The sequence below is a fragment of the Prevotella sp. AM23-5 genome (assembly GCF_003473645.1).
GTDB classification, from domain to species: Bacteria; Bacteroidota; Bacteroidia; order Bacteroidales; family Bacteroidaceae; genus Prevotella; species Prevotella copri_A.
In genome coordinates, this window is sequence record NZ_QUCG01000001.1 from 159108 (window position 1) to 174271 (window position 15164).

10 protein-coding genes and 1 tRNA gene are annotated in these 15164 nt (G+C 46.0%); all 11 read right to left on the bottom strand.

Annotation, left to right across the window (positions count from 1 at the left end; all coding sequences use genetic code 11):
• Window positions 1-94 precede the first annotated feature (94 nt).
• The 11 genes from glmM to DW657_RS00725 all read right to left on the bottom strand — a co-directional run bounded on the left by glmM (window position 95) and on the right by DW657_RS00725 (window position 14805).
• A complete protein-coding gene (gene glmM, locus DW657_RS00675; protein ID WP_118311024.1) occupies window positions 95-1486 on the bottom strand; it encodes a phosphoglucosamine mutase in 1392 nt (463 codons plus the stop codon).
• A 28-nt stretch (window positions 1487-1514) separates the two neighbouring features.
• Window positions 1515-2225 (bottom strand): DUF4827 domain-containing protein, encoded by a 711-nt coding sequence (locus DW657_RS00680; protein WP_118311025.1) that lies wholly within the window; start codon window positions 2223-2225, stop codon window positions 1515-1517.
• A gap of 165 nt (window positions 2226-2390) precedes the next feature.
• Window positions 2391-3425, bottom strand: coding sequence for a bifunctional oligoribonuclease/PAP phosphatase NrnA (locus DW657_RS00685; RefSeq protein ID WP_118311041.1), 1035 nt, complete (start codon window positions 3423-3425; stop codon window positions 2391-2393).
• A gap of 15 nt (window positions 3426-3440) precedes the next feature.
• Window positions 3441-4352 carry a nucleotidyltransferase gene (locus DW657_RS00690; RefSeq protein ID WP_089544919.1) on the bottom strand — a complete coding sequence of 304 codons (912 nt, stop codon included), beginning with the start codon at window positions 4350-4352 and terminating at the stop codon, window positions 3441-3443.
• A gap of 180 nt (window positions 4353-4532) precedes the next feature.
• Window positions 4533-6932 carry a BamA/TamA family outer membrane protein gene (locus DW657_RS00695; protein ID WP_118311026.1) on the bottom strand — a complete coding sequence of 800 codons (2400 nt, stop codon included), beginning with the start codon at window positions 6930-6932 and terminating at the stop codon, window positions 4533-4535.
• A gap of 10 nt (window positions 6933-6942) precedes the next feature.
• The gene (locus DW657_RS00700; protein ID WP_118311042.1) at window positions 6943-11676 is read right to left on the bottom strand and encodes a translocation/assembly module TamB domain-containing protein; all 4734 of its coding nucleotides are present in this window, start codon (window positions 11674-11676) and stop codon (window positions 6943-6945) included.
• A 19-nt stretch (window positions 11677-11695) separates the two neighbouring features.
• Window positions 11696-12364 carry an RluA family pseudouridine synthase gene (locus DW657_RS00705; RefSeq protein WP_117663501.1) on the bottom strand — a complete coding sequence of 223 codons (669 nt, stop codon included), beginning with the start codon at window positions 12362-12364 and terminating at the stop codon, window positions 11696-11698.
• Between the two features lie 27 nt (window positions 12365-12391).
• Entirely contained in the window at window positions 12392-13150 is a 759-nt protein-coding gene (gene fabG / locus DW657_RS00710; RefSeq protein ID WP_118311027.1) for a 3-oxoacyl-[acyl-carrier-protein] reductase, read from the bottom strand.
• A gap of 45 nt (window positions 13151-13195) precedes the next feature.
• Entirely contained in the window at window positions 13196-13792 is a 597-nt protein-coding gene (locus DW657_RS00715; RefSeq protein ID WP_117663502.1) for a TetR/AcrR family transcriptional regulator, read from the bottom strand.
• A gap of 280 nt (window positions 13793-14072) precedes the next feature.
• Window positions 14073-14148: transfer RNA gene (locus DW657_RS00720), tRNA-Met, on the bottom strand.
• Between the two features lie 261 nt (window positions 14149-14409).
• Window positions 14410-14805, bottom strand: a complete 396-nt coding sequence (locus DW657_RS00725) for a lytic transglycosylase domain-containing protein (protein ID WP_369973459.1) — start codon at window positions 14803-14805, stop codon at window positions 14410-14412.
• Window positions 14806-15164 lie beyond the last annotated feature (359 nt).

Sequence of the window (15164 nt, forward strand, 5' to 3'; positions counted from 1 at the left end):
TTATAAGCATTGCTGCCTATAATCGTGGGAAGTCGTTTTTTATATAAATACAGTATCTTATATATATACAATATCTTATATATGATACAATATCTTACTGCATATCATAAACTACCTGCATGAGCTTCTTTCCAAGCTCATCAGCCTGCTCCATGGTAGAAGCCTCGCTATATACGCGGATGATTGGCTCGGTGTTACTCTTGCGGAGATGAACCCACTTGTCAGGGAAGTCGAGTTTCACACCGTCGATATCAGTAACAGCTACATCCTTCTCCTTGCCATACAGCTCCTTCACCTTGACGAGGATAGCATCTACATCGGTAGAAGCAGTCAGGTCAATGCGGTTCTTGGCGATGAAGTAGTTAGGGAAGCTGGCACGAAGCTCGCTTACCTTGCAACCCTTATGAGCCAGACTGCTCAGGAAGAGAGCAATACCTACGAGGGCATCACGGCCATAGTGGCTCTCTGGATAGATAACTCCACCATTGCCTTCGCCACCAATCACTGCATGAACATCCTTCATCTTGGTAGTTACATTCACCTCGCCAACGGCAGAAGCACAATAAGAACCACCATGCTTCTCGGTTACATCGCGGAGAGCACGGGTAGATGAAAGGTTGCTGACGGTGTTACCTGGAGTCTTGCTCAATACATAATCAGCTACACTTACCAGGGTATATTCCTCGCCAAACATCTTACCATCCTCGCAGATGAAAGCCAGACGGTCAACATCCGGGTCAACAACGATACCCATATCGTAGCCACCCTTCTTCAACTCATCCATAATACCACCGAGGTTCTTCTCCAATGGCTCTGGATTGTGAGCGAAATCACCTGTAGGCTCTGCATTCAGGAATGTATATTCTACGCCGAGTGCATCGAGCAACTCTGGGAGAATAACACCACCTACAGAGTTGATGGCATCTACACAAACCTTGAAATGAGCGTTCTTGATAGCCTCAACATCCACGAGCTTCAATGCTAGCACTGAATCGATATGGCGCTTGTTGAATGTATCATCTTCTGTATATTTACCGAGAGCATCTACATCGGCATACTCGAAATCTTCCTTCTCAGCAATGCTCAATACCTCGCTACCATTGGCTGCAGTAAGGAACTCACCCTTCTCGTTGAGAAGCTTGAGAGCATTCCACTGGCGTGGGTTATGAGAAGCTGTGATGATGATACCACCGGCAGCACCACTCATGGTTACAGCCAACTCCGTAGTAGGAGTAGTAGCCAGACCGATGTTCAATACATCGTAACCCATACCCATCAAAGTTCCACAAACCACATTCTTTACCATCTCGCCCGAGATACGTGCATCACGACCAACCACGATGGTGTTGCTCTTAGAAGCACCGCTACGACGGATGAATGTAGCGTAAGCAGATGTAAACTTGACGATGTCGAGCGGATTCAAAGTATCGCCCGCTGGACCGCCGATGGTTCCACGGATACCAGAAATAGACTTAATCAGTGTCATAATAATATCTTTTTAAAATGAAATTATCTTATCTGCCTCTCTGCAAGGTTAAATCATAGAGGCAGGCATATACGCTTCCTGATGCCGCTGTAGTACCATAGGTATGAGGAACTACCAGACGAACGTGAGCTATTCTCTCGCCCTCGGCATTACCACGACCAATCTTTACCCAACTGAAAGGAACCAGCCAGCCACTAGGTACTGTTCCGCTATAACCGCCGGAGTAGTTTTTGTTGTAAGTGGCTACCATCAAGCTGCTATTCACATCAAAAGTACCGGTGAAAGTGCCAGAATTATTGGTCACGGTCATCTTATCAGTATAGAAAGAGTACTGCTTCAGATTATTGCTCAACTGCAAAGATTTGAGACTCATCTCTGCTGCGGTATTCAGATTGTATTCTGAGAAACGAACGAGCACATCAGTAGTCTCGCCCATCTTGATATAGTCGCCACAGCCCATTTCCAATACCTGCATATAGATACCGTTACTGTTGAAAAGCACATATTCGTTGTTGTTCTTGGAAGTATCAGTAAGAACCACGCTGTTGTCCTTCTGCTTCTTCTCCCAACGACTCTTGAACTCTTCTTCTGAAATGACCTTCACGTTTTCATGACGCAAGAAAGAACTGATAGAGTCCAACTCGCGGTCACGCAAATCCTTATATGTCTCAGTATCGTTACATGCAGCAAACGAGAAAAGTGCTGCTATAGCCATGATGGCAAACAAAAATTTCTTCATTCCTTTTACTAAATTCTAATTTATTGGGCAAAGGTACAAAAAAGAAAAGACAACACCGAGAAGTATAGGATGATTTTATTATTATTTATCACTTATTATCATCCTAATGCCTCTTTCGGGGTTGTTTTTCCTTATTTTTCCATTTTTACAGGCGCAAAGTGCTCCTTATCTCAGTAAATCGGAAAAGGCAAGAATTGCCTTCTGGGCAATCTTCTCAGCCTCCCCGATACTGCAAAGCAGCTTACCGCCTGATGCGTTGCGATGACCGCCACCATTGAAGAACTGCTCCGCCATCTTATTGCATGGGAAATCATCCACAGAACGGAGACTCACCAATATACGGTTGTCGATATCGGTATCCTCTCGGAGCGAGATGGAGAGCTTGTGACCTCTGATGGTAAGAGGCACGTTCACCAATCCTTCCAGATCGCCCTTGATGAAATCATACTCCTTCATCTCCTTGCGGGTTACGGTATAGTAACTGGCATGGAGCGACTCGATGACCTGCAGCTTCTCGTTCATCAGATGACCACGGAAGCGGACTGCAGAAACACGGGCGTTGTTGAAGACGCTGCGATAAATCTTATCCTTGTCGATACCCTTGGTAAGCAGCTGGCAGATGATGTAGTAGATGTCCGGATTGGTAGAGTTATAGGTGAATCCACCCGTATCGGTCATCATACCGCAATAAACGCAGGTAGCCCAAGTCTTATCCAACTCAGGGAAACCACCCAACTGCCATATCACACGGAACACCAGTTCGCTGGCGCTGCTGGCATGAGGCTGCGAAATCATCAGCTTAGCCTCCAGGTTAGGAGCCAGATGATGGTCGATGACAACACGCTGTGCCTTGCAGCCAGCAAGCACATGATCCATCTCATCCAGTCTGCCAGTGCTGCCGAAATCCACGCAGCATACCAGATCAGCCTCATCAAAAGCCTGCTGCACCTTCTCAGGATGCTTGTCGTATCTCACGATATCATCACAGCCAGGCAACCAGGAAAGGGCATCCGGTATCATATCAGGCACACAGATGACAGGGCTCTTACCCAAAGAGCGCAAAAAATAAGCCCATCCCAAAGATGAGCCAACAGCATCGCCATCCGGTGACTTGTGGGCACAGATGACAATACGCTGAGAAGCCGCTATCGTCTCTCGGAGAATAGCGGCTTCCTTTTCGTTTAAAATATCTAATTGAATATCCATCAAATAAAATTAGAAGAGCTTGTTAGGATATACACCCTCGTCGATGAGACTCTGGATTCTATCTACTACACTCTGGCGGTCGGCTGCATAAGTTACACCAAACCACTTGCTGGTGGTATCGAGTACCTTAACGGTAGATGTACCCTCATTGATGAGCTTGTTGACCATCAATGGGATAAAGAACTCAGCCTTCTTGTTCTCCATGTTCTTAGGATCGCTCAGGAACTCCTTGAAGTAAGCCTCGCTGTGAGCGAAGTAATCTGGAGTAAAGCCCCATACGTTCATAGATACAGGAGTGTTGTCGCCTACAGCAACCCACTTGCCTTCCTCGTCCTTGTAAGAAACCTCACCATTGATACGCATGATCTCGGTGCGCTCTACACAAGTTGTCAGGTTCTCGTTCTCGTCCTTAGAGCAGATACCACGAGCTACTGTACCGTTCTCGCTCAAGGTGTTGCCTACGCGGAAACCTACCATAGCATACTTGTTGGTGCTACCCTCTGGAAGCTCAGAGAGGAACTTGCCAATAACCATGAAGCAGTCACGGTTGTAGAAGTCATCGCAGTTGATTACGCAGAAAGGCTCCTTGATAACGTCCTTTGCCATCAACACTGCGTGGTTGGTACCCCATGGCTTCTCGCGACCCTCAGGTACGCTGAATCCTTCTGGGAGTGCATCCAAAGACTGGAAGCAAAGCTCTGCTGGGATATGGCCCTCGTACTTAGAGAGGATTTTCTCGCGGAACTGATCCTCGAAATCCTTGCGGATAACGAAAACGATCTTACCAAAACCAGCCTGAATAGCATCGTAGATACTGTAGTCCATAATAGTCTCACCATTAGGGCCCAGACCATCGAGCTGTTTCAAACCACCATAACGGCTACCCATACCAGCAGCCAAAAGCAATAATGTAGGTTTCATAATCTATATTTTTATTTAATAGTTGATATTTACGTTTAATCACCTGCAAAAGTAATAAAAAAAATGCACCTAGCGGCATCTTTTTCTACTTTTTTTTGATTTACATCAATATTTGAATGATTTATGGAGCTTCGCCCCCAAAAACCGGTGCTAGAACGGATAGTCCACTGACAAATGATGCTAGAACGGATAACCCACAGCCAAATGCAAGCTCTGGTTCTTCTTGAAGCTTGGAATGTTGTAGAATCCGCTCTTACCTGTATCGTATGGCAGATGCAGACCGATTCCCCAATCCACTCGAACCACAAACATTCCCATATCGTAGCGGATACCCACTCCAGTGCCTACAGCCAGCTGCTTGTAGAACTTATCAAACTTGAAGGCCTCGAAAGAGGAAAAATCGGCATCCTTCATCCAGACATTACCGGCATCCAGGAACAGAGCACCATAAAGATCGCCCCAGATCTTAGGACGGTATTCCAGATTCACCTGGAACTTGATATCTCCCGTACGAAGGATGTTGGCATACTTGTTACTCAGGGCACTGTAGTCTTGCTCACCTGGTCCGATACCTCGCACACTGAAGGCACGGATACTGTTGGCTCCACCTACATAGAACATTTCCGTATAAGGTGCCTGAGTCGAGTTGCCGTAACTCCAGATCATTCCGGCATTCAGGTGTCCCACCAGGGTGGATGTTTCATTCAGCTTCCAGTACTTCACGAAATCAGTTTCCAGCTTGAAGAACTGAGAATACTCGTTCTTGAACATCGTCTTATCCTTGTCGTTCCATTTCCTGCCAGCGACAAGATAACCCAGCGACAAAATGTTGCCGGCTTCGCTCACCGTAGTTGACCACACGATAGGATTGCGGTATTTCTGCGCACTGCGATAGGTGTAGGTATAGCTCATCTTTGGGATGAAACGGTCGGCCATCGAAGTTGCCACATACACATTGTTGTTCATGATGCTGTCGAACTTCGGAGAAGTATAGTTCATATACTCATACGAAAGAATCAGCGGACTGAACGAATGGCGATGCTGATAAGAGGTTGCCCAATCATAGGTCAACTCTCCTCCAGCCACATGACGGCGGAAATAGCCAGCACGGTTCAGGATATTCATAGATGCCTTGATGGTGGTATTCGGCGTACCATAGTAACGGCGAGGGATATGACCTCGGCGGAATCTGCGCTCATTCTGTGCCATCGTGCGGAAAGCATTCCAAGGGGTGATGATGCTTGGGAACGACAGCGTGACATCTGATCCGAACTCATAGGAATTGATCTTGCTGGAACTTCCCCCCTGCCCCGTGATGGTCTGCCACTCATGAGAACCATGGATGTTGATATCCAGCTTCTCTCCACCCCGGAAGGCATTGCGCTTGGTAAGACCCACCACCAGCTCCGGACCTACCCTTCCGGTAGTCTTGCCCTTGGCGTTGGCTTCTACATAGAAATCGTAGGGTTTGTCGAATACCAGATCGATGTTGGCATCCAGAGTATCGCAATATTGCACATTTCCCAGGCTGTCCAAAATCTGAGTGCTCCGAGGCACAAACTGCAGGTTGGTATAACTGAAGAGTCCCATCGACTGCAATCCTGCCTTAGCCGTATTTTCATCATCCACCATATAAAGCTTTCGTGGTCGGAGCTTCAACTCCCTGAGCACTACTCCGGCACGAATCGGCATCTTCTTACCCGCATATCTGAAACTCAGATAACGGCGCACGAAGCTATCGGTCATCTCCTCCATGAACTGCTTCTTGAAGTTGATGTTGATATTGCCAATATACCACTGGCGGGTTGCTTCCGGCTCTATGCTGTCCACCATCGACAGCCGGAGATTCACCTTGCCGGACGTATTCACGGTATCGGCAAGATAAGATGCATAGCCATTCTGATAGAAATAGTAGCCATGGTTGCGGAAAAGACGGGTGAGTCGCTGACGCTCCTGCTCCAGATTGGAGACATTGAACGGGCTTCCCTTTCTGATGACGGCCTGCGACATCGTAGAATCTATGAGCTGCTTGCCATGCTCCGGGAAGTTGAGATAAGCCACGGAATCCAATCTCCACAAATGTCCCATATTCACTTTATAAGCCACCTTGGCTTCCTTCGGATTCTTCTGGGTAAGCACTTCGTAATCTACCTTGCCATTGAAATAGCCCAACTTGTCGAGCTGATGCTCAGCTACCTGTGCTCTCAACTTCGGATTCACATTCTCCATCAACTTAGGCTTCGAACCGAATACCTTAGTAATCCATTTGGAAAGGGCATCATCCGACCGAGAGAAGGCGTTCCATATCCACAGACGGACTGGAAACGGAGTACGGAAATAGCTGCTTCCCATAAAAGCTCCCGTTGGGGCTGATGCAAGAGCAAACTCCATCTCTTCCTTCACCGAATCGGCATAGGTATTCGCCTCGTAGTTGGAGTATTCTATAGGCTTCAAACCGGTAAACAGCTGCTCATTTTCCTTCAGGGCACTCGTAGAAGAGCACCCTGTAAACAGGAAGCTGAACAGCATCACCGCTGCCGCTATATATATAATAAGGTGAAGTCGATTCTTCTTTCTCATATTCACTAGCTTATTTTTCGTTGTTTCTAATAACAGAATCCTTGCGGATTCGCAGCATCACTGAATCCTTGCGGGTTCGCAGCATCGGAGAATCTGCAGGCACCTGCTGCTTCTCAGTCTTCCATCTGAAGATATCCGAGAACTTGGAGAGCTTTCTGCGCCAGGTGAAACCGCCGCCATACTCCCCAATCTGACCATCCAGCCAATCGTAGGTGTTGGCATTATAGAAGGCTCTGACATACATGCTGGCTCCTTCGTTGAGACGATACTGAACCTCCACATTGTTGAAGAAAGACTCATTCTTGTTGGCATTCTCCAGTTCTGCACCGGTTGAAACCTGTCCACCCACAGAGAAACTCAGGCGATTATTGAAGAATCGCTTGGCGAACTTGAAGTTGTAGTCGGTATGCGTTCCGCCAGAGGCATTGGTCTGGTTATCCACCGACATACCCACATCGAGTCCGATGCTTCGCATGGCTGTACCTGCAATGTTATTGATCTCGGAGTTGAGGAATGAAGTCAGGGCGGTATTCATCGAGAACGAACTGGTGGTTCCACTCGCCAGATACATACCCGAAGCCAGCATCGTGATGGCAATCTTGCCTCGTTCCTCTACACTCATCGAATTCAACTCATCCTGGATGGTCTGGTCGTTGGATGCCGAGATGATAAACTGGATACCCGGTTTCTCCAGAGTCTGACTCAGCTTCACACCACAGATGAAATCCACCGAGCGTCCACTACCCTCACCCTCGTTGACGGTAGTCTTGATATCCTCCGTTGCCGTAATATTCAGGGTAGGATTAAACGGATCACCCGTAAACTGGATATAGCTTCCATCCTGTATATCAAAGGTCTTCAATGGAATGATAGGCAGAGAGTACTTCATCTCACCATCATTCAGGGTATATCGACCCGTCAATCTGATACCGTCAGCCGTATTGTACCGCATCTGCAAATTGCCTCCTCCCATCAGATCCACATAATTGGTCTTATCGGCATTCAAGGCACAGAGAATACGCGCCGACTCATCGATTGACATACTCAGCAACATATCGAAACCATCCAGCGTAGGCTTCTGAACCACTACCTCCTTGCCACTCTTGAAATTGGTAAACTTCACCAGTTCCTCAAGCTGGTTATCGGTAGTGAGTTCCGACTCACGCAAGATATAGGTCATATTGGTCTTGCCCAGTACATCCAGCTTACCCATCATCTTCAGATTAGACAATGAGCCCTGCATGCTTCCGAAGAAGTTGACATACGCCTTGCCGAATGCCTCGGAACGGGCATTCTCCTCTGCATCAATCAGCAGGAAGTCCTGTGCTCTCATCCGGATATTCAGCTTCATATTCTCCACATCCGTGAAGTCGAGGGCACCCTGGATATTGAGCGGACTCTCATTGTTGGCATACATCATGAAGTTCTCGAAGAGCAGCTTACTATCCGTAATGCGCACAGGATCATTGGCAAATCGCATGGAAATACCGTATGGCACACTTACCAGATAAGCAGAATCGAGATATACCTCACCATCGATATCAAGATTGCTCAAGGCACCCTTCATCTTTAGGGCGCCTTCGCCATATCCCTTCAAACCGATGAGCTGATCAGGTACAAAACCATTGATAAAGTGCAAAGGAAGCTTCTCTAATCCTACCTCTGCATCCAGATCGCCGCCACCTTCCGACTTGTATGTACCCGTAACAGTTGCCACCTCATCACCCTCATAGGTAAGGATGGCATCTACATAGTGAGAACCGTTACTCTTTGGCATATAGGTAAACTCCGAGCCCACATTGCCCATCGGACATTTCTCGTAGGTCATGTTATCTATCTTCAGATTAGAAGAAACAGAGAGTTCTTCCTTGGTCTGGATAAAGTGGAAGTCACCATCCATGATACCCGTGATATCCGGCATATACGGAATCACACTCAGCACCTTGTCCAGATTGAACCTGCTCATGCTGACGGTGATATCCTGCAGGGCATCCTCGTTCTTATCGTTGGAATAGACACGCATACCCATATTGCCCGCTGCTGCCTTCAGCACCAGATCGGCAGATACACGTCCGTCATCACTCAACATCACATAGTTGGAATCATTGGCTACGAACTCCTTATAACCCAATATCGGATGGGTATCTATCAGAGACACTTTCACACCATTAGGCTGCAATATGGCAGCGAGTCCCACATCCACACCCAACTTATTGGATGCATCATAGAGGCGAGCCTTGATATTGGAACCATGCTCCCGCACCTCACCATCTACCAATGCCCGGAACACATACTGCGGATTATGACGGTTGTTCTGAACACGGGCTGAATAGCGGATGGTATCTCCCTGCGTATGTACCTGGGCACGGATGGTATCCAGCTGCATGCCACTCGCTACCAGGGAGTCGATGTTCATATATCCTTCGAGTCCTGCCACAGGCGAAGCATTCAGCTCCATCTCCACCGACTTGAAATGGTAACCCATATATTCGATGAATCGGGAAATAAAGTTGTCCTTACCTGTAGAAAGGTAGATATGTCCGCTAGGGAAACTGTTGCGAATCATCACCTGATCAATGCGACGGTTCTTGAGCTGCTTCCATAATTCCTTCTGCAAACCGGTAACTCTGTGCAGGAGTTTCTCGTAGCCTCCATGCGCATCCATGTTCAGACGGAAATCTCCACACTCTGCTATGGCATGGGTGGTATCTCTATCGGTCAGGATATCTACCTTCACACCTACTGGGCGATAGACTTTCTTTTCTGTCCTTACGGTGATATCATCCAGGTTAGCCCATACCTTGTGACTATCCTTCAGATCGGAAAGAACATCGATCTGACCACAGAGCGAAACATCCACTGGCTTATCGGTAATCTTCAACTGATACATATCGGCATGGCGCACATCTGCCACCAGTGTAGCCTGCAACTTCTTGGTATTAGCCAGGGCATCCACGGCGATGTTACCATTCAGCAGCTCATTCCTACTATCCAGCTTGGCATGAATTCTACCGTTGGCAACCTGCGCATCAGCCACCATGTCATGCAACTGATACTGGTCATAATGTACCTGGTTAACCTTGGCTTTCGCCATCAGTCGGGTTCGAGGCGACAGGAAATCAGTACCCACGCCCTTTGCCTCTACCTCTCCCGTAAAGGTGTAGAGATTCTGGTGAGGCAGGAAATGCTGGGCCTGAATCTGTCGTGCCTGCAACTTTGCCTGATAAGCCAGGCGATTCATATCGATGCTGCCATCCCTACGGGTCTTGGCATCGATGGCAGCATCCACCTTCATGCTTCCCTTACCTTCGGTAAGAGCCAGTTTGGTGGCATACTTCGTTCCATCCATCTTCACATTTCCCTGAATGCCGATGCCGCTAGGGATGCGGATTTCCTGTGTTAAGGCAGGATCGAGCATGGCTGTTACCATACCGAGATTGTAGGTACGTGCCTTCAGATTGATATTCGCTTTCAGACGATTCATATCTGTCATATTAGCTACCATACCATCCGTGCTTAAATCGAAAACAGTAGGCAGATTCACCTTGACTCCCGAGAAAGAGGCACGCTGCATGTTTCCCTTCAGCGAACCTTCCACCTTCATCGGATAGTAAGGCCATCGGCTCTTCATCTGCTTCGGCAATGCATCACCGATGAAGAGAAAAAGATCAGAACGTCCCAAGGCACCTTTCACACGCGCCATTACCTTGCCAGGATTCTTCTCGGCAAAGGCATCCATATCCATATCTACAGTAGCCTGCAAATGAGATTCTGGAGTACGGAAATAGAGATCCGGCAACTGCAACTTCACTGAATCCATCACAAATCTGCCATTAAGCTGATCTATCTTCAGTCCACTCTTCTCCTTCATACTTGCTTCCTTGATCTTTACATCAATCCTGGAATCGCAGAAATAGAAGGAATCGGCCTTCAATGCCATATCGTGGAAGGCAAGATGGTTAAAGTCCAGACCGGATACCGAGCGTTCGAAATTCTGGTCGTAGTTCACCCTGCCGTTCTTCCAGTCCAAGTGCTCGACCTGATACAGACCTTTGAACAGGTCAAGGTAGGTGGTGCGGGCAATCGCATCACCGAAATAAGCATTCACCTGAAGGGTATCTCCAGGCATGTGTAGGGTAAAATCGGTATTCTTTAGTTTCAGTTTCTGTAAGCTGATCTTCCAGTAATTGGTGCTCGGAGTCGTATCTGGCGGAACTGTATCGCTCAATTCTACAGACAATCTGGCATCTGAAATCAGGGCATCGTTCACATTCACGTGCTCCTTACCCAGATCTATACCATGCGCCATCAGCTGCAATCTGCCCACATCTCCCTTGATTCGGGCTTCGTGGATAAAGTTGGTGGTGTTCACCTTCATCTTCGTGAAGTTCAGTTCATCCACCATCACCTGATTGCTGAAAAGTGGCAGCAACTGTACATCTACCACCATCTTCTGGATGTCGGCTACGGTATCTTTTTTATTTCTTAAAGCAAGGTTTCTGCTGTTCTTCAATGAATCGACAGGTTGCAGTACTTTCACGCCTTCCACTCCCAGCTTGAGAGGGAAAACGAGTTGTACATGCTCTACGGAAATATCCATGTCTGTCGATTCTGAAGCATAAGAAGCAACTTGCTTTACTGCCCAGTTCTGTACTGGAGGCAAATAAAGCAAAACAGCTAACAATAATATGAGCACGAATGGGGTAATAACAACGATCCCCATCCATTTCGCATATTTCTTCATAAGCATGGATATTAAATTGTTATGGAGCAATAGCTCTCCATAGATTATCATCTGGCAGAGGAGCTTCCACTACAATGGTTTCTTTTGATACTGGATGCACAAACTCTACCTTGTGCGAGAGAAGAGAGATACTTCCGTCAGCATTGCTGCGAGGGGAACCGTATTTCAGATCGCCCTTGATCGGGCATCCCATCTTAGCTAACTGGCATCTGATCTGATGATGACGGCCTGTCATCAGGTTCACTTCCAAAAGGGTATAATGATCAGTATGCCCTATCACCTTATACTTCAATATCGCCTTCTTCGAATTCTTCACCTCATGGTCGTAAGCATAGCTTTTATTCTGCTTTTCGTTTCTTACTATCCAATGAGTCAATGTTGCCTCAGTCTCACGTGGCATATTCTTCACGATAGCCCAATAGGTCTTGTGAACTTCGCCATCACGGAACATATTGTTCAGACGGCTCAAAGCCTTGGAGGTTTTGGCAAATACCACGAGTCCTGAGACAGGACGATCAAGTCGATGCACCACTCCCAGAAATACATTTCCTGGCTTCTGGTATTTCTCCTTGATATATTGTTTTACCGTCTCTGAGAGAGGCTCATCGCCGGTCTTGTCGCCCTGCACGATTTCACCACTTCTCTTAGAGACGATAATTATATGGTTGTCCTCGTAAACTACCTGCATGTTTTATCTAAAACAGATGCCAATAGATTACATATTCATACCACCATCGATCTGGATTACCTGACCGCTTACGTAGCTTGACATATCAGAAGCGAGGAAGAGACAAACATTTGCAATATCCTCAGTCTGACCACCACGACGCAAAGGAATCTTCTTCATCCAGTCCTTACGGATTTCCTCTGGCAACTGTGCTGTCATAGCAGTCTCGATGAAACCAGGAGCTACTGAGTTAGCACGTACACCCTTAGGACCCAACTCCTGGGCAATAGACTTAGCCAAAGCAATCATACCTGCCTTAGAAGCAGCATAGTTGCACTGACCAGCGTTACCATGAACACCAACAACAGAAGCCATGTTGATGATAGAACCGCTGCGCTGACGGAGCATGATAGGAGAACAAGCGTGGATAAAGTTGAAGGCAGACTTCAAGTTTACATTCAAAACTGCATCCCACTGAGCCTCACTCATACGAAGCATCAAACCGTCCTTAGTGATACCTGCGTTGTTAACGAGAATATCGATAGAACCGAAATCTGCGTGAATCTGCTTAACGGTCTTCTCAGTCTCCTCGAAGTCAGCAGCATTACCAGCATATGCGCGGCATGTTACACCAAGAGCCTCAATCTCCTTGCGAGTAGCCTCCAAGCCTGCTGCCATATCATCATTGAGTACGAGGTCTGTGAATGCGATGTTAGCACCCTCAGAAGCAAATTTCATAGCGACAGCCTTACCGATGCCGCGAGCTGCACCTGTTACAAGGGCAGTTTTACCTGTTAATAATCCCATTTCTTTCTTATTTAATTAATAATCAGTTTATTATGAATATCTTATTTAAAGTTTTAAGCCTGATTTACCCAAGGCGCCATAAACAACCTTTGCAACCAGCGGTTTACTTGACTCCACATTCATACCATGGCCTAATCTTCCATAAATGAAAGGTACTTCCAGCCCCTTGATACAATAGTGGGTAATATCAGCAACTAAATCAATATTGTCGATGTCAAATTCCCCATCTTCCTTTCCCTCGGCATAGACACGACGGAAGATTTCGATTTCATCCTCATCAAAGTTCTTGCGAGCTTTCTCTACCATCCAGATGTTACGGAAGAACTCAGCACGAAGATTGCCATTACGTACCACTGTTTCCTTGATCATACTGAGATGGGTGTAAATCAATTCTATGATCTTGTCCTGAGGACGCATCTTACAGTTGGCTACCTCATCCAATTTATCAGAAAGACGCTCCAACTCCGACTCGATGACTGCATAATAGACATCTTCCTTTCTACTGAAATAGGTATAAAGCGTACGACGCCCCTTACCAGATGCTACAGCAATATCATTCATTGTAGTATTGGCTATACCATTCTTGGCAAACAGTTGTCTTGCAACATCTACCAGTTTTTGTCTTGTTTTGGATACTGACATATCGAAGCCCTTCCTTTATTTTATTAGTTGCACATAAATTTATCAATGTGCAAAAGTAGTAGTTTTATTCGATATACGCAAATATTTAGTGTTAAAAAATAGAATATGTTGGATTTCAGATGAATATATTGCAAAATGAAAGGGAAATTGATGGGAAAACTAAAGAAATTCATGATCAGTAAGAGGGATAAGAGAAAAAGGACAATGGAGGAGAAAAGGTAGAAAAACATAATATGGAGAAAACAAAAAAGGAAGTGATTTCTTAATCACTTCCTTTATTTGGTTGCGGCGGCAGGACTCGAACATGCGACCTCCAGGTTATGAGCCTGGCGAGCTACCAACTGCTCCACACCGCGATATTATCAACTCATTTCTGAATTGCGAGTGCAAAGGTACTACTTTTTTTATTAATCACCAAACATTACTAGCAAAAAGTTATCTTTTTAACACGTTTTTAACATTTAAAGGCAAAAAAGTGTGATTTGGCAGATAAAAATAGAGAAGAAGTATGATAAAAAGCAGAAACTGGAATAAAAGTGGGAAAAGAGAATGAGTATAGGGAACAAACAAAAATCCGATCCATCCTGGAAGGATAGATCGGACATATCAAAAATCAATTACTTTTTCAAAAGATTCATGACCTTCTCAAAATAGCGCTGTGTCCTCTTCACACTATAATGGTTTCCACCATTCCAAGCACGAATTGCGTGCTCGATGCTATTCAGAGGATTGTGGACAGACTGAATCAGGAGGAACATCTCCTTAGACTTTGCAATACTGAATCTATCAGCCAAAGTGAAACGCTTCTTGCTCTTGCGTCTCTTCAAAATGTCATTACACTCTGCCACTAAGATAGGAGTAATCTGCATAACACCAACAGAACTTCCACTCTTTGCTTTGGGGTTACCCTCACTCTCTACCTGGATAATCGCTTCCATCACTGGAGTCCAATCGAAATCATCGGTAGAGGATACATTTACATTCGTATCAGCCGACGCTGTACTTACCTTCATCATCAGCATCAAGATGCTGACTAATACCATTGTTATTCTCTTCATATTTTTTGTTTTATGGAACCTGAAAAGCTGAACTACAACATCAGTGATTTCGCGGTGGCAACTTGTGAGAAAAAGATAGGCTGCACACCTCAGTTCCGTTAGATACCTTAACGGATACCAGCATACACAAAACAGATATATGGATGATATCCTTATTCTTATCGTTTGCAAAGATACAAAAAAAAATCGAGATATGCAAGTAATAGACTGATTATCAGCGCTTTTTTAATGTTTTAAACACTTTATAACATAGTTACATGACGTAAATCAAGCAAAAAGCAGCGAAAAAGAATCTGCGTCATCTGCGAAATCTG